The organism is Amycolatopsis sp. NPDC098790 (genome assembly GCF_044759945.1).
GTDB lineage: Bacteria > Actinomycetota > Actinomycetes > Mycobacteriales > Pseudonocardiaceae > Amycolatopsis.
Map to the genome: position 1 here is coordinate 433,462 of NZ_JBIWAI010000006.1, position 20,901 is coordinate 454,362.

Sequence of the window (20,901 nt, forward strand, 5' to 3'; positions counted from 1 at the left end):
TGCAGGACGTAGCCGCACTTCCTGCCACCCGGCAGGCAAGGTCCTGCGCGTGCAAGGCCCATTTCGATGTGACTCCAAGCGCACGGGTGGCGATGCCTTGTCCCGGGCCTCCGCTGTTGTCCAGTAGCCGACCTCGCCTACGCGAGCTCGCCACCTGCATCAGCGTGTGGCCGAGTGGTGTGGGGGGCGTGGCCAGCCGCCGACGCAGTAGCGGATCATGGTGCGCCGCGACCAGCGCCGGCCGGTCGTCCGGCCGCCATGGGCGCAGCCGCAAGCCGGGTGCGTACTCGGACTGCGGTGCGGACAGGTGACCTTCACATCGTCATCCCGGGTCACGTCGTGATCGGGTCTATCTCACGAGCGTCGGTTGTCTCGGCGAAGGTGCGTGTAGAGCGCCCAATAGTAGGCCGCGACAGGTGCGAGTAACGCGCCCGTCGAGAGCTGGATCCAGTGCTTCCAGGCGGCTTGGTCGCCGTCGAACGCCAGTAAGATCCATCCGGCAGCGACCAGCGTCCAGCCGACCCCGAAAGCCAGCGCGAGCGTCGGATGCAGGCGTTCCCCACCCAGAACCCACCTCTTCGTCACTCCGGCGGGTTATCCCATACACCCGACTTCGAAGCTCTGGTTCATGCCCGACCCGGCCATACCGAGTTGCGGGCATCCGACGCCCCCGCAGAAGTGCTGCGTCCCGACGCGGGTCACCGCCTGGCACAATCCGTTGTGGCTCACACCTCGAAGGACGACCTTATCGCGGCATGAGAGTGCGGCGCCGTCTGCGCCGACAATGGCAGTTTTCTCGCGACACGCGTTATCGGCCCGGCGAATTCGGATTTCCTGCCGTCGTCGCCAACGGTCCTGTCACGGCCAAGGTTGGTCCGATGCACCCAGACATGGGGCAGTTACTGGAGGCACCGCCCGTGGCGTGGTGGCTGGGCCTCGGATGGTGCGCAATTGGCCTGCTGCGAGCGCTGCCCGGACCGCTGCCGCGCAGTCCGGCGCCCCTGCGAGGGATCGCCCGGTGGCGTTGTTGTGCAGGTCCATCTGGTTGTCGAAGGCAATCGTACTCGGGCCGTCATTCTCGTGGGCGGTAGCGAATTGTTCGGCGCGAGCGGCGCCGAGGCGTTTGGCCATCTGGCAGTTCCACAGGGCATGCCGGAACGCATCCGCCGGCCCGAGGTGGAGCCCGGCGAGACCGCTGGACCGAGCGGCTGCCAAGGCGTCGTCGGCCAGCGAATTGGCGGTGAACGCGTCGATGGGGTGACGCGCCGCCACGGCGGCTTGCCCGCTCGTGGTGGGGTTGAACGTTGATCCCGACATGTCCGGACTGGCGGGAACTGTGCACGTCGGGGAAGGTGGTGGTGGAGTCACTCCGCCACCACCGCCACCTCCGCACGGAGGACACGGCGGGCTGGGCGTGGTTCGCGGGCAGGGCGGCGTGAAGTGCGTGTTCAGGAACTCCATCGTGCCGGGCCCGATATCACCCAGGTTCTCGAATCCCAGGTGCTCTCTGCGCTTTAAGGCCTTTACGGCGTTCCAGGTTGCCTGGTTGTACCTTCCGATGGCCGCTCCTGACGCCAAGAGTCCGAGATCGACAAGGGCGTCCTGCACCTTTCGCACCGAGGGGCCTCGTTCGACCTGTGTCTTTCCTGGTTGGCCGATCCCGTTCATGGTCAGGCGGGCTTCGTCGTCATAGCACGCCTCCAGATCGAGGTCTCCGGCGAAGCGTGGCGCGCACAAATCATGACCGTCGCCCATCGTGCGCTGAACGGCGGTTTCCGCGTTTTCGGCTTGCTCCTCCGGTGTGCAGTCGCAGGGCACCGGACCACAACGCTGGGCCACTGGTCTGGTGTTACTGCGTAACAGCTGTGTGACCGCAGTGTTCCCCGCTGCGCGCTGCAGGCCGAGAAGAGCCAGCGGGCCGCTGCTATGAGCGGCCCGGGGTCGATGATCCGGCTCAGCTTCCCGAACGTGTTGGCTTTGCCACTGAGTTCCCGGCATGCCTCGAGGCTAGGAGCTCGCCGGTGGTGCCGGAGGTGCCCATCGCGCTGTACGTGAGGGCACAGTTCGTTGCCCGCACGGACAGCTCGTACGCTCGGCGGCATGAGCGGACGTTCAACCTGTTCAGATCTGGCCGTAGGTCAGCTGGACGACGCCATTGCCGAAGGCCGTGGTGGTCTTCAGAACGAGCGGGAAGTTCGGGCCGTCGGCGGGGAACAAGCGCTTGCCGGTGCCGACCACGACCGGGTACAGCAACAGCTTCAGCTCGTCGACGAGGCCTTCGGACAGCAACCACCGGACGGTCGTCCCGCTGCCGCTGGTCATGATGTCGCCGCCGGATTCCGCCTTCAGCTCGCGGATGGCCGCTGCGGGGTCGTCGGGCAGCAGCGTCGAGTTGCTCCACGTGACCTCGGACAGCGTCGTCGAGAGGACGTACTTGCGGACGCTGTTCATGAAGTCGGCGCCTTCGTCGTCTGCGACGGTGCGCTCGGGCCAGGCGGCCGCGAAGCCCTCGTAGGTGACGCGGCCGAGGAGCATGGTGTCGGCGGCGGCCATGCCGGCGTCGACGGACGCGGCGATCTCGTCACTCCAGTAGGGGAGGGACCACTTGTCGGGCGCTTCGACGACGCCGTCGAGCGAGACGAACAAGTTCGACACCAGTTTGCGCATGTGATTGTCCTTTGTTTCCAAGGTTTCGAGTGCCGGTGGGTGCCGCCCGACCTCGAGCACGGGCGGCCACCCGTGCTTTCGGGCATAGCGGGCGGCCTTTGCGGCGAGGGCGGCTCCGATGCCGTCCCCTCCGAGGAGCAGCCGGGCCGGATCCGCGCCCAGCTCGGCGGCGTGGGCGGCCGACCACTCCAGAAGCTCCCGCGCGGCCGGGAAGTCCCGCGGCCCGGCCGAGACCACGATGACCCCGGTCGCGGCCGGCGAACCGCCGTCGGTGAACCACACCAGCAGCGGCGGCGGGGGGATGAGCCGAGCGGGCCAGTGCACCCGGGCCACACCACCACGCAGGTGCAGCTCCGCGCGTCCTTGACCAGTTCCTTCAGCCACGACCAAGCCTGCCACGCCGGCCGCGAGTCCGGGAAAGGCCGATCTTGCATCACCGTCTTGCGTGGCCGGTATGACACGGACACCGCCGAAGGCAGATACTCGGCGGCATGCCTGGTTTGAGGCCGCTACCCGCCACTGACGCCATCGAGCTCAAGCACCTGCGTGCGTTCGTCGCCGTCGCCACCGAGCTCAACTTCGGCCGGGCGGCGGCCCGCCTTTACGTGTCGCAACCGGCGCTCAGCCGGCAGATCCAGGCGCTGGAGCGGCTGATCGGCTGTCCGCTTCTGCTGCGCTCGACCCACCGCGTCGAGCTGACGCTGGCCGGCGAGGCGCTGCTGGGTACCGCTGTGCCGCTCCTGGCCGATCTCGACGATGCGGTCGCCCTGACCCGCTCGGCCGGCGGCGAGGTGGCAGCCCGGGTTGCGCAGCTGTGGGACGGGGTCGCCGAGGACGGCAAACCCGGCTTACCTCAGATGCGGGAGGCCTACGAGGCCCTCAACGCCCAGTTCCCGGTGCCGGAGGGTACGCGGGTCCGGCCGGTGCAGGCCGGCGGTGTGTCCGCGCTGGTGGTGTCGGCGGGCGCGGCCGGCCCGCCACGTCTGCTGCACCTGCACGGCGGTGGATTCATCTCCGGCTCCGCGTTCGGATACCGGCCGCTGGCCGGCGCGCTGGCCGCGGCGACCGGCGCCACCGTGGTGCTGCCGGACTACCGGCTCGCGCCGGAGCACCCGTTCCCGGCCGCGCTGGACGACGCCTTCGTTGCCTACCGGTGGCTGCTCGATCAGGGCGCCGACCCGAGCGAACTGGTCATCAGCGGTGACTCGGCCGGCGGCGGGCTGGCCGTGTCGCTCATGGTGAAACTCGCCCGCGAAGGGCTGCCGCAGCCGGGGCGGGCGGTGCTGCTGTGCCCGTCGGTCAACGTCGTGGACCCGCCGGACGGGACACCGGTAGCGCGGTGGCTTTCGCTGTACGTCGGTGAACACCCGCATACCGATCCGTTGCTGAACGTCTTCGAGGCCGACCTGTCCGGCCTGCCGCCGCTGCTGGTGCAGTCCGGCACAAGCGACACGGTGCTGCACGAGACCCGCCGTTTCGTCGACTACGCCGCCGAGCACGGCGTGGACGTCCGGTTCGACCTCTACCCGGTGGGCACGCACGTGTTTCATCTGTTCTGGTCGTTTCTGCCGGAGGCTGCCGCTGCGCTCGAGCAGGTTGCCGAGTTTGTGCGTTCGCCGGCCACCGATATCGCGGCTGAAGCCGGCTGAGGGCCGGCTCGCTGGGGGCCTCAACCGTCACGGAGCAGCGACAACCTCCGCTCATCGGCATGTGAGTGCGTCGCTGCGTCCTCCTTGTCGGGCTCGGACCTCGCGTGCAACCAGTGACCGTGATGCCCGTGAGGGGGTTGTACTGCGGGCAGAGTCGAACGCAGCGGCCGTGCGAGTGCTTGCGCGACGGGTACGGGTAGCCCCAGTGTTGGCATCGATTGCAACTCCGCCTCGAAACCAAGGTTGGCATCACCTCAGCCACCTCCGCCGCGGCCGGCTACACACAGCGGTCTTCGTCATACTCGCGAGACTTGACCGGTGACGGGCTCTACCCGAACTCCGTTGCCTTGAACGGGACGAAGCCGCCGGCACCGCAGGTTCTCACGCTCCGCGAAGCCAGCGAGCCGGGACCAGCCACTGCCTCGAATGATTCCGAAAGCGGGGGAAACTACTCAGGCGCGGGCGATCCGCCGCCGATAACCTCGGCACCGTGAAGGTTTCACGCAGTATCGTGCTGCTCGGTTGCGCGGGCCTGGTCGCGTCCTTCTGGCTTGTTCCCTCGGTTGCGGGCGACGCCGAGACGGACCGGCAGTCGGACACGCTCGCCGACGCGATCGGCTACCCGCGCCAGGCCGACGCGGCCGGGTTCGCCCGCGCCGCGCTGGCCACGCCGCTGGGGCGCAGCGAGAGCTTCGGCGTCCTCGAGGCCACGGACCTGCCCCACGACGATCCCCGGGATCCGATGGCCCGCCTGGTCTGGCGGATCCACCACGAGACACCCGCCGAGGACTGGAACTTCGGCCCGGACACCTTCGACGCCTGCTACCGCGTCGAGTTCGACTACTACGGGACGTCGTCGGGACCGTCGCGGGTCACCTGCCCGGCGAACGCCGCCGCGATCACCCCGCCGCCGCTGCCGAGGCGGGACATCCCGCCCGCGTTCGGCCCGGCGCTCGAAGCCGTCCTGGGGCACCTGCCGGCCACGGCCGGCCTGCCGGAGGTTCGCGCGGCGCTGAGCGCCGGGATGCCCGCGCCCCCGGTGGATCCGGAGACCCACCTGGCCGGGATCGCGCCGGAGGTCGTCGTCCAGGTCCGGGGATCCGACGTCGGCGTGGCCCTGTTCGCCCGGACGGGTGTCGAGGACACGGACTGCATGATGGGCCGCCGGGTCGGTGGCGTGGTGCGGGTGTGGTCGCTCAGCGCGCGGGACCAGCGGATGGAGCTTCCGTGCAGCGCCGAAGCCGCTCTGGCCGCTCCCTAGCGAGCACCGCGCAGACGACGTCGTCCGAGGAGATCGGTTCCGCCCGGCGATCGCCGCGCCGGGTGACTACCGTGTGGGGGATGGCGCGTTCGGCCGCGTTCGAGCGGTTCCTGGCCGGGGTCACCGCACCCGTCACGCGGGACTCCCTCGACGAGATCCCGGACGTCGGCGCGCTCTTCGACCTCGTCGGCGAAGAGCGGCTCGAGGCCGAGGACATCCTGGTCGCGAAGCTCGCCACCGGCGACGGCCGCGCTGCCGCGGCGCTCGCCGACGCCGGCTGCCTCCGCGCCGTTCCGGCCCTCGTCGAAGCGACCTCGGAAGCCGCGCCGGCGGCGACGCGGGTGGCCGCCGCGCGGGCCCTGCTCGAGCTCGGCGACCTCTCCGGCGAGGCCGCCCTCGTCCGGTTGCTGCGCGCGCACGCGGGCAGCGGCTACGACCGCGGGGCCGCCGTCCGGCTGCTGGCCGAGTTCCCCGACCCGGACCGGGAAGTCCTGTACGAGGTGCTGTCGGCCGATCCGGATCCCACCGCGCGGTCCGAGGCGGCGGACGTGCTGCTCACCCTCGTCGGGCTGGGGGACGACGAAGTGCTCTGGGGTGACGTGCTCAAGAGCGTCACCGGACGGCTGCTGTCCCCGCTGACGACCGTGCAGACCGAAGCGCTCGCCGAGCTGCGTGCGATCGTCGCCCGGCGGGAGGCGGGGGAGCCGATCGAGGACCTGACTTGGCGCTGCGACAACGAATCCGTGCACCGGCTCGTCGACGAACTGGACGGTGCCGAGCCGGACCTCGGAACGCACGGGCTGGAGACGCTGACCGGCCGTGACCGCACCCTCGCCGAGAACCTCGTGCTGCTGCGCCTGCACGCCGACCGCCGCGCGGTCCGGGCCGCCGGCACGCTCGGGGTGCGCCGGGCGATCGAGCCGCTGCGGGAGCTGCTCGGCACGGCCGAAGGGCCCGCGCGGGCGGAGATCGAGTCCGTCCTGGCCACCCTGACGGGGTGAACGCCGTGGTGACGCCGCGGTGACGTCCGCGCCGCGCGCCCTCTGCCATCCTCGGACCCGATGCCCGTCCCCGTGAAGGCCCGCGGTCCGCGGCCGCCCGCCGTGTCGACCGCCGTGACGACGACCGCGACGTCCGTCGCGTCACCGCGCCGGCCGGAGACCCGCGGCGCACGGGACCCCGGGCCCGCGGGCGTCGTCCGGGCGCAGTCGGTGGTGGGCAACGCGGCCGTGTCGGCGGTGCTGGGCGGGCGGCCGCGGGTTAGCGAGCCGAAACCGGGCTCGTGGGCCAGGCCGCTCGGGCAGCAGCTGGTCGGGAACCAGGCCGTCGCGAGCCAGGCGCCCCCCGCCGTGAAGCCGCCTGCCCCGGTCGCGCGGAAGGCGAATCCCGCCGCCGCGGACCGGAAGCCGGAGCCGGAAAAGTCCACAGTGGAGCGTCCGGAGAAGCAGCCGCCGAAGGAGAAGGCGGCCGGCCCCCGCACCCCCGGCGCGGACCCGAAGTTCCAGGCGCTGAAGAAGGACGTCGCCGCCAAGAAGAAGACCGTCGGCGCGAGCCACCCACCGGCGGCGGCGGAAGCGGACTCGGCGCAGGCGGCCGCCGCCGCACCGGCCGACGACCAGGAGGCCCGCGGCAAGGCGGCGCACGCCGAGGACATGGACGCCGCGCAGCCCAAGGAGTTCGACAAGAAGGCGTTCGTCGAAGCCGTGAAGAAGGCGGTCGCAGACAAGGCGCCCAAGAACCTCGACGAGGCCGACAAGTTCGGCGAGTCCGGCAAAGCCGGCGAGATCAAGAACGAGGTGCACGGCAAGGTCGGCGAAGGCAAGGACGCTTCGGCCAAGGAGATCGCCGACACCACCGCCGCCCCGCCGGAACCCGCGCCGGACGTCAAGCAGGTCGTCCCGATGGCGCCGGACAAGGTGCCCGCCAAACCCGGCACGCCGGACCCGGCCCAGGCCGCTCCCGACACCCTGCCGCCGTCCGCGACCGACCTGTCCGCCGGTCCCGAGCGGGTCGGCAAGCAGCTGGCCGACGCGAACGTCACCGAACAGCAGCTGAAGTTCCGGAACTCGCGCGAGCCGGGCTTCGACAAGGCGGTCCAGGACAAGAAGGCCATGGACGCCCATGCGGAGACGGCGCCGAAGAAGCTGCGAGCCGACGAACACCGCGAGGTCGGCGAGGTGAAGGCCGGCGCGGCGGCCCGCGGTTCCGCCGCCATGGCGGGCATCCACGCGACCCGGGTGGCCACCGGCAAGCGGGTCGGCACCGGGAAGGCCGGCACCAAGAAGACCGACGAGGACAAGCGGAAGGAGGTCACCGACCTCCTGCAGAAGGTCTTCGACCGGACGAAGGGTGACGTCGAGCAGATCCTCACGGACCTGGACAAGAAGGTCGACGACGAGTTCACCACGAAGGAGAAGCGCGCCCGGGACCGGTTCACGCAGGAGCACGAAGACGGGATGCGCCGCTACAAGGACGAGCGGTACGGCGGCTGGGACGGCTGGATCAAGTGGGGCCGAGACCTGTTCGCGGGCCTGCCGGAGGAAGCCGACCGCATCTACGAGAGCGCGAAGGACCACTACCTGACGGCGATGGGTCTGCTCATCTCCGACATCGCCGACCTGGTGGAACGCGAGCTGCGCCGCGCCAAGGACCGGATCGCGACCGGCCGCGGGGAGCTCCAGACCGCCGTCGAGAAGCTCCCCGCCGACCTCAAGGCGATCGGCAGGGAGGCCGCCGCCGACTTCGACGGCCAGTTCGACCAGCTCAAGGAAACCGTCGACGACAAGGGGACCCAGCTCGTCGACACGCTCGCCACGAAGTACACCGACGCGGTCAAGGCCGTCGACGCCGAGATCGCCGCGGAGAAGGAGAAGAACAAGGGACTGGTCGCGAAGGCCGCGGACGCGATCGGCGGCGCGATCAAGGCGATCGTCGAGCTCGGCCGGATGCTGATGGGCGTGCTGGCCAAGGCGGTCAGCGCGATCGGCGCGATCCTGAAGGACCCGATCGGGTTCCTCGGCAACCTGGTCACCGGCGTCGGCGGCGGCCTGAAGCTGTTCATCCGCAACGCGGGCAAGCACCTGCAACAGGGCGTGCTGGCGTGGCTGCTGGGCACCGCCGCCACGGCCGGTCTCCAGCTGCCGGCGACGTTCGACATCGCCGGCATCCTGGTGCTGATCGCGACGCTGCTCGGCATCTCGTGGCCGAACATCCGGTCCCGGCTGGTCCGCAAGGCGCCGGAGAAGGCCGTCGCCGCCGCCGAGGTCTCCGTGCCGGTGCTCGTACAGGTCAAACGGCGGGGCATCCTCGGCATGGTCGACGACGTCAAGTCCCGCGTCGGCGACCTGAAGAAGACCCTGATCGACGACCTCGTGTCCTACCTGCTGCCGACGATCATCATCGCGGGCATCACCTGGATCCTGTCGCTGTTCAACCCGGCGTCGGCGTTCATCCGCGCCTGCAAGATGATCATCGACATCATCCGGTTCGTCGTGCTGAACGCCCGGCAGATCATCGACTTCGTCAACGCCGTGCTCGACGCGGTCCTCGCGATCGCCCGCGGCGGCACCGGCGGCGTGCCCGCGCTCGTCGAACGCGCCCTCGCCCGCGCCGTCCCGGTCCTGATCGGCGCGCTCGCCGCGCTGCTCGGCATCGGCGGCATCGCGGGCAAGGTCCGCCAGATCTTCCAGAAGCTGTCCCGGCCGGTGAACCGCGCGATCGACTGGGTCATCGACAAGATCGCCGCGCTGGTGAAGAAGCTCTGGGCCAAGCTCAAGCCGAAGCTGCCGAAGCCACGGCGTCCCGTCCGCCGTCGGCCGGACGCCCGGGTGCCGGCCCGGCCGCGCCGCCGTCGTCCTGCCGATCGCCGCAAGCCACCCCGCCGGGTGCGGCCGGACGACCCGGCGCTGCGCCGGAAGCTCATGGCCGCGCTGCACGAGGCGGGCCGGCTGGCCGACCGCGTGTCCGGCGACCCGGACGCCGTGCGACGCGGGCTGCCCGCGATCAAGTCCCGCTACCGGCTCACCACGCTGACCGCGGCCACCCGGCCGGGCGCGGGCGAAGCGGTGCTGTTCGTCTTCGACGGCGCGATCAACCCGCGCGCGAAGTTCGAGCACCTGGCGAACGACCGCTACCTGTCCGAAGCGCGACGCGCCTACAAGGGGTCGAGCCCCGCGAACAGCCTCGACTTCGCCATCGACGACATGCCGGGCCGGATGGGCGCCACCGTGCCCGGCCTCAAGAAGGTCGTCCGGCTCGGCGAGACGCAGGCGCGCAAGTACGCCGAGAAGTGGGTCGTCGAAGGCAAGCTCAGCAGGAAGGTCACCGCGCGCGGCCGGGTCGTCTACAGCTTCGTCCACCTGACCGACGTCGATCTCCGGGTGCCCTACGACCACCCGGAGCGTCCCAAGTGGATGGCGGGCGCGGCGAAGATCCACCTCTCGTCCGCGACGGCCGCCCACCTCTGGTACCTGGTCATCGCGGGCCTGCGCGACCACCGGCCGGACCACTTCGAGGACGTCGCGGACACGCTGATGCGCGGCATGCGGATCGCCCCGGGCCAGGGCGCGCTCTGGTCGAAGGGCGTCGACCTCAGCGACTACGCGGCCGGCCTCGGGTTCGTCACGCTCGAGACGCAGGAGTTCTACAACGTCACCGAGGGCTTGGTCCTGCTGGACAACTGGGCCCTCGTCCGCCCGCTGTGGGTGACGTTCTCCCGGCGGTACGCGGGCAGCCTGCGCAAGGAGATCCATATCTTCGCGCGGCAGTTCCTGTCCTCGTCGGTGCTCGTCGAAACCGAGCTGCCCACGGTGCGCCGGATCATGCGCTCGACCGGTCGCACGATCGCCCTGAAGTTCCACGGCATGGAGTGGGGCGACGACCCCACGAAGATCCTGAACGACCCGGTGCCGCGGTACTGGCGGGAGCTGCTGGCCGACGGCACCGCCCTCAAGGAGGGGCAGCAGCACGAGCTCGACGAGCCGGGCGCGCGGACCGCGACCGCCCGGGCGCGGCTGCGGTTCACCACCAGCCAGGCGAACAAGCGGGCGGCGGGGACGCGGACGCCGACCGGGGACGTCGACCCGGACGCGCTGGAACGGCTGATGGCGTCGCTGCCGGTGGTGCCGACCGCGCCCAGCTCGTTGCGGCGGTTCGCCCGCACCGCCGTCCGGGCCGCCGGCGACGTGCAGCTGGTTCCCGTCGGCGGCGGGTACTCGGGCGCGCCGGTGCAGCGGATCCTCGACGCGGGCGGCACACTGCTCGGCGTGCTGAAAATCTTCCCCAGCCGCGAGCAGTTCGCGATGGAGCTGTCGGCGCTCGCGCGGCTGGGCCGGGTGCGGATCGTCGACGGCCGCGCGGTCGCCGCGCTGGGCGTCGCGCGGGCGTCGCGGCGGCCGACCACGGCGGGCCTGGTGGTGACGAGCGCGGCGCGGGGCCAGGACGTCGAAGGGATGATGAAGGAGACCGGCGATACGCCGCGCGGTCCGGAGCGCACGAAGTTGTTCGCGGAGCTGAGCACGGCCGTCGCGGGGATCGGGCGCACGCTCGCCCGGCTGCACACTTCGCCGAAGGGGTCGGGCGGCGCGGTCGCCGACGCGTTCCTGCGGCGGCACATCGACGACGTGCTCGACCGCCGCGGCAAGCTGCCCGGCTTCCGCGACCAGCTGATCCACGCCGGGATCGACCTCGGCGCGCTGCAGTCGCGGATCGACGCGCTGGTCGCCGGGTTCCGCGCGCACCCCGGCGGTTCGGCGCTGGTGCACGGCGACGCGCATCCCGGCAACTACTTCTTCCACGCAGGGGACGGCGTCACCATCATCGACGTCACGACCCTGCACCTGTCCATCGACGCCCGCGGCAACCCGATCGGCGCGCCGTCCCGCGACGTCGGCGTCTTCGCGCAGCAGCTGGCGCACTACAGCGTCACCCTGAGGCTGAACCGTGCCGAGGTGGCCACCCTGCAAGCCGTGTTCCGCAGCGCGTACACGGGCGCGGGCGGCACCAGCACGACCCCGCAGGCGGACGCGTTCTTCCAGGCCAGGGCGTCGCTCGGGTGGCTGATGCGGGTGCTGACCGACTTGCGGGCCCGAACCGTGCGCCGCGTGGTCCCGCCCATCGATCCGGTGCAGCAGCAGCACATCGACCTCGCCGTCGAAGCGTTCGGGCTCTGATGACGACGTCGCCGTTCTCGTTGTCGGGCACCGGGCAGGTGCGGTGGCGCGTCCCGTTGCCGGGCCGGCACGTCGTCGGGGTTTCGGCGGCGGCGGACGGGATGTGTTTCGTGACGACGGAGACCGGCGTGGTCGCCCTGGACGGCCCCGAGGTCCGCTGGACCGCCGACGGGGTCGGCGTGCCGCTCGGCGGCGGTCTGCTCGTCACGGCCGGCGCCGACGGGTACGAAGTGCGTGACCAGCGGACCGGCGCCGTCACCGGGGCGGTCCGGATGACGCCGAGGTCCGCGCCGATGCCGCTGGCGGACGGGTCGCTCGTGTTCCTGGCGGCCGGGCCCGTGCTCCGCGCGGTCACGCTGACCGGCGAGCCGCGGTGGGAGGCCGAAGTTCCCGCGCCGGCGTGGCCGTTCGTCTGGCACGACACCTTGTTCGTCGCCGAGCGCGCCGCGGTCCGGGCGTTCGACCGGGACGGCGCCGCGCTGTGGCGGGCCGAACCCGAGGGGGACATCGCCGGGACCCTCGCCGGCCTGCCGGACGGCGGCGTCCTGGTACCCGTGCACGGTGAGGAGCACACCGGCTACGTCGTGCTCGACCCGGGCGGCGGACTCCGTCCGGTGCCCGCGCACCTGCCACCCGGCGACCTGGTGGTGCCCCTGCCCACCGGCCGGCTCGTGCTGCCCGGCTGGCCGGAGCGGGACGACGTGGGGGAGTGGCGCCCGACGGTGTCCATAGTGGACGGTCACACCGGAGCCGTGGTCCAGCACCACCGCGTGCCGGCCGACGTGCGCGGCATCGCCGCCGGCCCCGAGGGACCGGTCGCCGTCGCGTGCAGCCCGACGTGGGACCGCTGGACGAAGTACCACGGCTGGCCCGGCTTCGACCTGACCGAAGACTGCTGCGTGCTGTTCCTCGACGAGGACGGCCCGCGCGGCACGTGGACGGCCGGCCGTCCGATCACCGGCCCGCTCGCCATCGCCGCGAACGGGGACCTGCTGGTCCCGGTTTCGGGTGAGCTCGTCAGCCTCGGGTGACCGCGCGACGCGGGGAGCGGTCCCGCGTCGCGCCGCTCCGGCAGGTTCAGGTGACCACGATCTTGCCGGTGTTCTGCGGGAAGATCGGGTCGTTGTAGAAGAACTCGCCCCTCTTCGTGAACGTGTGCTTGAACGACTGCCCCGGCATCAGAGTCCCGCTGTCGAACTCGTACTCGAAGAACGAGACCGCGCCGTGGGCGAACGCGTTGCCCTGTGGGTTCACGAACGTGATCTCCGTGCCCACGGGGACCGTCAGGTTCTGCGGTGACATCGCCGTCTGGGCCACCGTGTTCTCGACCGCGCCGGGTGCTCCCGCGGCGGCGTCCCACACCCGGCCCAAAGTGACCGTGTTCTTCGCGACGGAGGCGGTGACCGCCGCCGTGCGGATCTGGTTGCGCTTCGACGGGGGTGTCGGTGCGGGCGCCGGGGCCACCTTGCCGCCGAGCTTGAACGCCCACAGGTGGTCGCCCTTGGGGATGTCGGGGTAGGGGAGGCCGTTGCCGCCTGCGAAGACCGCCAGGTACTGGTCGCCGTCGATCTCGTAGCTGATCGGGCTCGTGTGGACGCCGGCGCCGCACTGGAAGCGCCACAGCTCGCGGCCGTCGACGTCGTTCATCGCCAGGAGGTTGCCGTCCGGGCCGCCCTGGAACATCACGCCGCCGTCGGTGGTCAGGATGCCGTTGCCGTGGGCCAGGGACCACTCGCTGTCCTTGCTCCACACCAGTTTGTTCGTGCGCGGGTCGACCGCGGCGAGCCCGCCCGCGAAGTATTCGCCGTACGGGCGGGCGGTGTTGACGCGGCCACCCGTGGTGTTCGAATAGGACGAATTGATGAGGCCGTAGCCGACGTACACCCAGCCCGTGTTGGGGTTGAACGAGACGTGGGACCAGTCCGCGCCGCCGCCCGCGCCGGGGAAGATGATTGTCGCGCGGTCCCAGTGCGTCGCGAACAGGCCGCCGGTGGGGTAGAAGGGCACCGGACGCGTCGAGTTGTCGAGTCTCGGCTCCTGCGGGACGAACGGGTCGCCGGCCGGGATGGGTTGCGTCGGCGACGTCTTGTGCCGCGGGTCCTGCGGAACCGGTTGCTCGGTCACGCCCTGGATCGGTTTCCCGTTGGTGCGGTCGAGGATGTAGTACATGCCGACTTTGCTGCCGTAGACGACGACCTTGCGCAGCCTGCCGTCGATGCGCAGGTCGATCAGGACCGGCGCCATCACGTTGTCGTAGTCCCAGATGTCGTGGTGCACGGACTGGAAGTGCCAGCGCCGCTTGCCGGTCTTCGCGTCGATCGCGACGATCGTGTTGGCGAAGAGGTTGTCGCCGCCGCGCGTGGAGCCGTTGGTGCGCGGGTAGGGGTTGCCGAAGGTCCAGTAGACGAGGCCCAGCTCGGGGTCGACCGCCGGGTGGATCCACGGCACGGCGCCGCCGGTTTTCCAGGACTCGCCTTCCCAGGTGTCGTGGCCGAACTCGCCGGGACCGGGGACGGCCCAGAAGGTCCAGGCGATCTTGCCGGTGGCGGCGTCGAGGGCGTAGGCCCGGCCGCGGGCGCCGGCCGTGCTGCCCTGCATGCCCACGTAGACGAGCCCGTCGGAGTAGACGACCGCGCCGGCGAGACTGCCGATGCTGCCACCGCACTGGCCGTTCGCCGGGTCGCACGGTTCGGGCGTGCCCTGCGAGGCGTCCTCGGTCAGCAGCTGGGTCTTCCAGGCGACGGCGCCGGTCTTCTGGTCCAGCGCGTAGAGGATGTTCGCGCCGGAGGTCGAGAACACCTTGCCCTGGCCGAGGGCCACCCCGCGCATGTTGGTGGTTTCGGTGCCCAGGTTGGTCTTCCAGCGCACGGCGCCCGTCCGGCCGTCGACGGCGAAGACGTTCTGCTGCGTGGTCTGGACGTAGAGGACGCCGTTCTGGGCGACGATCGTGCTCTGCTGCGCGCGCGAGGCGTCCCCGCCTTCGAGGTTGACGTGCCACGCACCGCCGAGGCGGTCGACGTTCTGGCGAGTGATCTGCCGCAGCGGCGTGTGGTTCTGGTTGCCCAGGTCGCCGCCCACCTTGGTGAAGTCCCGCCCCGGCCTGCCGAACGCGTCCGGCTGGCGCGGGGTGTCCACCGTGGCCGGCGCCGCGACGGCGGGCGTGGCGGCGAGCACGGTCCCCGCCACGGCGGCCCCCGTCGCGCCGGTCAGGAATTTGCGTCGATCCATCGGTCGGTCCCTCTCTTCGTTGAGAAAAGCGCGCTGCGACGAGATGATCAAGGCGAGCAAGGGGGTCCATCTAGTGGTACTATCGGACCGCTCGACGGTCGAGTCTAGAACCGCTGCGAGTGCGGAACAAGAGGATTCGCCTCTTGTTCGCCGCGCGGGCGCCGGGGTACTGTTCGCGGAACACTAGGCGGACCGAATGGACCGCTGTGTGGACCAGTGATTCCGTGACTCGACGAGGAGTGCCGGTATGTCCGTTGTTCTGGAAACCGATGTGGCGCAAAGCGAAGGCCGGGTTCTGCCGCAGTGGTCGGATCCGGTGGTCGAGTGCTACGAGACCCGCCCGGAGGTCACCGCGTACGCCGGCGAGAGCGAGCCGTGGCGGGCCCGCTGAGCCGGGCGGAGCTGACCGACGCCCTGCTCCGCCTCGAGAAGCGCTACTGGGCGCACCACCCGTTCCACCTCCGTCTGCACGAAGGCGGGTGCACGCCGGCGGACCTGCGCCGGTGGGTCGCCAACCGCTGGTACTACCAGAAGTGCTTGGCGCAGAAGAACGCCGCGGTCATCGCGGCGTGCCCGCTGCCGGACGTCCGCCGCGCCTGGGTGGACCGGATCGTCTTCCACGACGGTGCGAACGCGGGCGAGGGCGGCCTGGAACAGTGGCTGGGCCTGGCGGAAGCGGTCGGGCTGAGCAGGGCCGAAGTCCTGGACGAACGGCACGTCCTGCCCGGCGTGCGGTTCGCCGTCGACGGGTACCTGCACTTCTGCCGCACGAAGCCGTGGATCGAGAGCGTCGCGGCGGCGCTCACCGAAGTGTTCTCGCCGGGGCACATGACCGATCGCGTGAACGCCTGGCGAGAGCACTACGACTGGATCGCCCCGGAGGGGTTCGCCTACTTCGAGCGCCGGATCCCCGCGGCGCGGCAGGACAGCGCGCTGACCCTGCGTCTCGTGCTCGACCACTGCGTCACCGCCGAGCAGCAGGACGCCGCGATCCGTGCGCTGTCTTTCAAGTGCGACGTGCTGTGGGCGGTGCTCGACGCGGTCGACTACGCGGGGTCCGCATGAGCGTGACAGCCGGCAGCAGGCCGGGGCTGCGCCGCGGGGTGCGGCTGGAGTTCGACGCCGTCCGCGGCCGATCGGCGCTGCTGTTCCCCGAAGGTGTGTTGCTGCTCAACGAAACCGCGGTGGCCGTACTGTCCCGGTGCGACACCCGGCGTTCGGTGGCGGACATCGTCGACGACCTCGCCACCGAATACGCTGGCGTGACCACCGAGTCGGTGCTCCGGACGCTGGCCGACCTCGACCGGCGGGGCCTGGTGGGGGAGACGCCGGATGCCCGGCCCGCGCAGGTGTTCCAGCCGCGCACCGCGACAGCGGCGTCACCGCGCTCACCGGTGCCGCTCGGCCTGCTCGCCGAGCTGACCTACCGGTGCCCGCTGGAGTGCACGTACTGCGCCAACCCGCTCGACCTGGCCGGCTACCGGGACGAACTGGACACCGGCGCGTGGCTGGACGTGTTCGCCCAGGCGAGATCCCTCGGCGTCCTGCAACTGCACCTGTCCGGCGGCGAGCCGGGACTGCGCCGCGACCTGACCGACCTGGTCGCCGCGGCGCACCGGCTCGGGTTGTACACAAATCTGGTCACCAGCGGCATTTCGCTGAACGCGGCGAGGATCGCCGGGCTCGCCGACGCCGGCCTCGACCACTTCCAGCTGTCCATTCAGGACGCCGAAGCGGCGCCCGCGGATCGGGTGGCGGGGCGGGCCGCGCACGCCCGCAAGCTCGTCGTCGCCGAAGCCGTCCGCGCGGCCGGCCTCCCGCTGTCCATCAACGTGGTGCTGCACCGCGCGAACGTCGGGCACATCCCGGCGATCGCCGAGCTGGCCGCCCGCCTGGGAGCGGACCGCCTCGAACTCGCCCACACGCAGTTCTACGGCTGGGCTTTGCGCAACCGCGCGGCGCTCATGCCTACACGCGAACAGGTCGACCGGGCGGCCCGGGACGTCGCCGAAGTCCGGGAGCGGTATGGCTTCGAGGTCGTGCACGTCGCGGCCGACTACTACGACCCCCGGCCCAAGCCGTGCAACTACGGCTGGGGTGCCCGGCAGCTGACCGTCACGCCCAACGGGCACGTGCTGCCCTGCCTGGCCGCGGAAACGTTGCCCGGACTGGAAATCCCGTCGGTGCGCGTGGATCCGCTCGCGACGATCTGGTACGAGTCCCCGGCATTCCGGAAGTTCCGCGGCACCGAGTGGCTGCCCGAGCCCTGCAACGGCTGTGCGCTCAAGGAAATCGACTTCGGCGGCTGCCGGTGCCAGGCTTACCAGCTGACCGGCGACGCGGGCGTGACCGACCCGGTCTGCGATCTGTCCGAGCACCACGACCTGGTGCTGGCCGGGATCGCCGACCTCGTGCCGGAACCCGCGGTACCCCGGCGGATGCGATGAAGGTCCGTGTCCTCGGCACCGCGGCCGGCGGCGGCTCTCCCCAGTGGAACTGCGGCTGCCCGGAGTGCGAGGCGGCTCGCGACACGGGGAGGGCGCGAACCCAGGACGGTCTGGCGGTCAGCGGCGACGGCAGCGCGTGGTACCTCGTCAACGCCTCCCCGGACCTGCGCGCGCAGCTGCTGGCCACCCCCGAGCTGCGCCCGCCCGCCGGGACGCGCGACACCCCGGTGCGCGGAGTCCTGTTCACCAGCGCCGAACTGGACCACACCCTCGGTCTGCTCGGCCTGCGCGAGGCCGCCGCCCTCGACGTCTACGCCACCGCGTGGGTGCACGAGGCTTTGACGACGGCGTTCCCCCTGACCACTGTCCTATCGGGATACACGAGGATCCACCGCCACGACGTCCGGGACGGCGAGCCGATCGAGCTGGCCGGCGGCCTGAGAGTCACGGCGACCGTGCTCAGCGCCAAGCGACCTCGGTACGCGAGCGAGCTGCCGCCGGGTGAAGCGGTGTGCGCGTACCGGTTCGACGCCGGCGGCCGCGCCGTCGTCTACGCACCCGGTCTTGCCGCGTGGGGCCCGGAGTTCGAGACGGCGATCGACGAGGCGGACATCGTAGTCCTGGACGGCACGTTCTTCACCGAGGACGAGATGGGTCCCGCGCGCCCGGCGTCGGGCATGGGACACCTGGCCGTGCGCGAGCAGCTCCCGCTGATCCACGCCCGGCCGCGAACGCGCTTCCTGTTCACCCACCTCAACAACACCAACCCGCTCCTCCGGCCGGACGCGCCGGAACTGGCCGAGGTCACCGCCGCGGGTGCGTCGGTGGCCGCCGACGGCCGGTTGCTCGAGCTGTAGAAAGGTCGGACCACCATGAAGAAGAGATCGACGACGTTGGTGACGATGCTGGGGAGCGCGGTGACCGCGGCGGTGACCACGGCCGCCCTGATCGGGATGCCCGCGTCGGCGCACGACGGGGGAAAGCAGGGCGCCCAGGCGCTCGGCGACCCCGACTACGGCGTGTGCCGCGGCCTCGACCAGCGTTGCTACCACAACTGGGGCAATTTCGACGTCAGCAAGGGCATCAAGGTCCTCGTGTACTCGCGCACCGCCGGGCCGCGCCACGCGAACCTGGGGCCGGCGCTCGGGCCGGGGCTGAACCCGCCGCTGACGGCGGCGAACGTCGCGCAGAACGGGCTCGTCGAGCTGGGCAAGAAGAACGGGTTCGCCGTCGACTGGACCGAAGACGTCACGCAGCTCGCCAGCCCGAGCACGCTGTTCAAGTACAACGCGGTCATCTTCATGAGCACCACGCGCGACGCCCTGGACGACTCCGCCCAGACGTCGCTGCGGCAGTACATCCGGGGCGGCGGCGGGTTCGTCGGCATCCACAACGCGTTCGGCACCGAGTACAACTGGCCGTGGTACGAGGGTCTGCTGGGCGGGGCGAACTACTACGACCACGGTCCCGCGCAGCCCGGCGTGGTGCAGACGGCGGACCGCAACGACGTGTCGACGAAAGGCCTGCCGAACCGCTGGGCCTTCACCGACGAGTGGTACAACCTCGTGCCCTTCCCCAGCGACGTGCGGGTCTTGGCCAAGGTCGACGAGTCGACACTGGCCAAGGGCGTGAAGGGGTCGATGGGGCATCCCGGACACGGCGACAACCACCCGGTGGCGTGGTGCCAGTACTACGACGGCGGGCGGTCGTGGGTGACGACGCTGGGTCATGAGAGCTGGGCGTTCACGAACACGACGACGGCGGACGGCGCGGTGTACTTCCAGACGCTGATCGCCAACGGCATCAAGTCCGCCGCGGGGGCGGCGCCGTTCTGCCGCTGAGCCCGTCGGGACGCCTGGCCGGTGGTATCTCGGCCGGGCGTTTCGGATGCTGGTTGTCACTTGGCACGGGTTGGGGTTGCGAGGCCGCCGCGCCTGGCCAGGCGGGATAGGTTGTCTTGAATGAGTCATTCAGGGCGTGGGAGGTCCTGAATGACTCATTCAAGACGACTGGCTGCGGGGCCGGAGTCGGGTCGGGCAACTTCGCCGAACCCCGCCGCGCCGGGCAGAGCGCCGTTCCGGGCAGAGCGACCCTCCGGGCAGAGCGCCCCGTCGGGCAGAGCGCCGTTCCGGCTTGCCGAGGCCCCCGTCCGGAGGGGCGGCGGTCCGGCAAAGTCGTGCCTGCTGCTTGCAGCTTTCCGATTCTCGCCGTCGGCCGGCGTGGCGAGGTGCGGGCGGGCCGGACGGCATGAACGACTCTTTCAGCGCGTCGGACGGCATGAAAGAGTCGTTCATAACGCTCGTTCGAGGCGTCGCCGTGCTCTCCGGGTGGCTTTTCGTCTGGTAGTCGCTCGGTTGTCCACAGCGCCGCTGTGATGTGGACAAGCGGGCCGCCGAGAGGGCCGTTCACCTGGTTCCGTCGGTCGGCGCCGATAGACTGGATCGGGGTCAGCCCCCAGGGATGGGTGGGGTTTGCTCGGTGGGGTGGGCAGGGGAATTCCGGCGCAGCCGGGGCGCTGGGCGGTGTTCCCGGAGTGCCGGTGTCGGCAGGGATGTCGTGAACGAAGGACTCGTTCACCTCGCCCGGTGTCAGGACCTCGGCAAGGTGGCGGATGTTCGGCCACTCCGCTGGTGGTGACCGGGTCCCGGACGTCTTGAATGAGTCATTCAAGACGTCCGAGGTCTTGAATGACTCATTCAAGACGTTGGCGGATCCGTCGCGGAGTGTGCCGGGCGCGACTTCGCCGGGACCCCGATCCGGAGGGGCGGGCCCGCTGTGCTGTTCGCACGAGCAAATAGCTCCGTGTCGTTTCGGCGCGTCCGGGCTTAGCTTCGAGCGATGGCGAACGAACTGACCGTCCCGCTCCTGCCCTGTCCCTCCATCGACGAAATCGCGTCCTTCTACCAGATGCTCGGCTTCGAGATCACCTATCGGCAGACGCGGCCGAACCCGCACGTCGCGGTGCGGCGGGAAGACATCAACCTGCACTTCTTCGGGATGGACGGCTACGACCCGGCGCAGTCGTACAGCACCTGCCTGGTCATCGTGCCGGACATCGGCGCGCTGTTCGAGGCCTTCGCGGCGGGGATGCGGTCCGTGCACGGGAAACTGCTCGTCTCCGGCATCCCGCGGATGACCCGGCCGCGGCTGCGCAACGACCGGTACACCGGGTTCGCCGTCGTCGATCCGGGCGGGAACTGGATCCGGATCAGCAAGGCCACCACCGAACCCGAGGCGCGGACCAAGCTCGCCGCGGCCATGGAGAACGCCGCGAGGCAGGCGGATGCGCGCGGCAACGAACGCCAAGGGCTGAAGATCCTGGAAGGCGCGTTGAAGCGGGCGACCGGCGACGAACCGGAGTTCCAGGCGGCGCGGGAGTACCGCGACGAGCTCGTCGAACGGATCCAGGGGGCCGAGCCAGGCGCTTGACCACTGTGACAAGCCCGGCCGTGGACTCCACGGCCGGGCGTTCGACCGCC

At 70.9% G+C, this 20,901-nt stretch carries 15 protein-coding genes; 11 read left to right on the forward strand and 4 right to left on the reverse strand.

Annotated elements, in window-relative coordinates:
• Positions 1-354 precede the first annotated feature (354 nt).
• The 3 genes from ACIQWX_RS39100 to ACIQWX_RS39110 all read right to left on the reverse strand — a co-directional run bounded on the left by ACIQWX_RS39100 (position 355) and on the right by ACIQWX_RS39110 (position 2,991).
• Positions 355-585, reverse strand: coding sequence for a hypothetical protein (locus ACIQWX_RS39100; RefSeq protein WP_400882218.1), 231 nt, complete (start codon positions 583-585; stop codon positions 355-357).
• Positions 586-858: 273 nt separating this feature from the next.
• Entirely contained in the window at positions 859-1,998 is a 1,140-nt protein-coding gene (locus ACIQWX_RS39105; RefSeq protein ID WP_400882221.1) for a DUF6973 domain-containing protein, read from the reverse strand.
• Positions 1,999-2,121: 123 nt separating this feature from the next.
• A complete protein-coding gene (locus ACIQWX_RS39110) occupies positions 2,122-2,991 on the reverse strand; it encodes a dihydrofolate reductase family protein (RefSeq protein WP_400882224.1) in 870 nt (289 codons plus the stop codon).
• Between the two features lie 167 nt (positions 2,992-3,158).
• On the opposite strand from ACIQWX_RS39110, the gene ACIQWX_RS39115 reads away from it, so the two are divergent.
• The 5 genes from ACIQWX_RS39115 to ACIQWX_RS39135 all read left to right on the forward strand — a co-directional run bounded on the left by ACIQWX_RS39115 (position 3,159) and on the right by ACIQWX_RS39135 (position 12,778).
• Positions 3,159-4,316, forward strand: coding sequence for an alpha/beta hydrolase fold domain-containing protein (locus tag ACIQWX_RS39115; protein WP_400882226.1), 1,158 nt, complete (start codon positions 3,159-3,161; stop codon positions 4,314-4,316).
• A gap of 490 nt (positions 4,317-4,806) precedes the next feature.
• Entirely contained in the window at positions 4,807-5,577 is a 771-nt protein-coding gene (locus ACIQWX_RS39120; RefSeq protein WP_400882229.1) for a hypothetical protein, read from the forward strand.
• Between the two features lie 80 nt (positions 5,578-5,657).
• Complete coding sequence (locus ACIQWX_RS39125; protein ID WP_400882232.1) at positions 5,658-6,578, forward strand: hypothetical protein; 921 nt, start codon at positions 5,658-5,660, stop codon at positions 6,576-6,578.
• Positions 6,579-6,638: 60 nt separating this feature from the next.
• Positions 6,639-11,747: a phosphotransferase gene (locus ACIQWX_RS39130; RefSeq protein ID WP_400882235.1), complete on the forward strand. Its 5,109-nt coding sequence runs from the start codon at positions 6,639-6,641 to the stop codon at positions 11,745-11,747.
• Complete coding sequence (locus tag ACIQWX_RS39135) at positions 11,747-12,778, forward strand: PQQ-binding-like beta-propeller repeat protein (protein ID WP_400882238.1); 1,032 nt, start codon at positions 11,747-11,749, stop codon at positions 12,776-12,778. Before ACIQWX_RS39130 ends, ACIQWX_RS39135 begins: the two co-directional genes overlap by 1 nt.
• Before the next feature lie 46 nt (positions 12,779-12,824).
• On the opposite strand, the gene ACIQWX_RS39140 is transcribed toward ACIQWX_RS39135, so the two are convergent.
• Entirely contained in the window at positions 12,825-14,975 is a 2,151-nt protein-coding gene (locus tag ACIQWX_RS39140; protein WP_400882241.1) for a PQQ-binding-like beta-propeller repeat protein, read from the reverse strand.
• 247 nt (positions 14,976-15,222) lie between these two features.
• Between ACIQWX_RS39140 and ACIQWX_RS39145 the strand changes: the two genes are divergently transcribed.
• From ACIQWX_RS39145 to ACIQWX_RS39170, 6 genes are all read left to right on the forward strand, one after another.
• Positions 15,223-15,366 (forward strand): hypothetical protein, encoded by a 144-nt coding sequence (locus ACIQWX_RS39145; protein WP_400882244.1) that lies wholly within the window; start codon positions 15,223-15,225, stop codon positions 15,364-15,366.
• On the forward strand, positions 15,351-16,040 hold the full coding sequence (pqqC, locus tag ACIQWX_RS39150) for a pyrroloquinoline-quinone synthase PqqC (RefSeq protein ID WP_400882246.1): 690 nt from the start codon (positions 15,351-15,353) through the stop codon (positions 16,038-16,040). The genes ACIQWX_RS39145 and pqqC overlap by 16 nt, the downstream gene beginning before the upstream one ends.
• Positions 16,037-17,422, forward strand: coding sequence for a pyrroloquinoline quinone biosynthesis protein PqqE (gene pqqE / locus ACIQWX_RS39155; protein WP_400882250.1), 1,386 nt, complete (start codon positions 16,037-16,039; stop codon positions 17,420-17,422). The genes pqqC and pqqE overlap by 4 nt, the downstream gene beginning before the upstream one ends.
• Positions 17,419-18,279: a pyrroloquinoline quinone biosynthesis protein PqqB gene (pqqB, locus tag ACIQWX_RS39160; RefSeq protein ID WP_400882252.1), complete on the forward strand. Its 861-nt coding sequence runs from the start codon at positions 17,419-17,421 to the stop codon at positions 18,277-18,279. Before pqqE ends, pqqB begins: the two co-directional genes overlap by 4 nt.
• 15 nt (positions 18,280-18,294) lie before the next feature.
• Positions 18,295-19,263: a ThuA domain-containing protein gene (locus tag ACIQWX_RS39165; protein ID WP_400882255.1), complete on the forward strand. Its 969-nt coding sequence runs from the start codon at positions 18,295-18,297 to the stop codon at positions 19,261-19,263.
• Between the two features lie 997 nt (positions 19,264-20,260).
• Positions 20,261-20,851, forward strand: coding sequence for a hypothetical protein (locus ACIQWX_RS39170; RefSeq protein WP_400882258.1), 591 nt, complete (start codon positions 20,261-20,263; stop codon positions 20,849-20,851).
• The last annotated feature ends 50 nt before the right edge of the window (positions 20,852-20,901 follow it).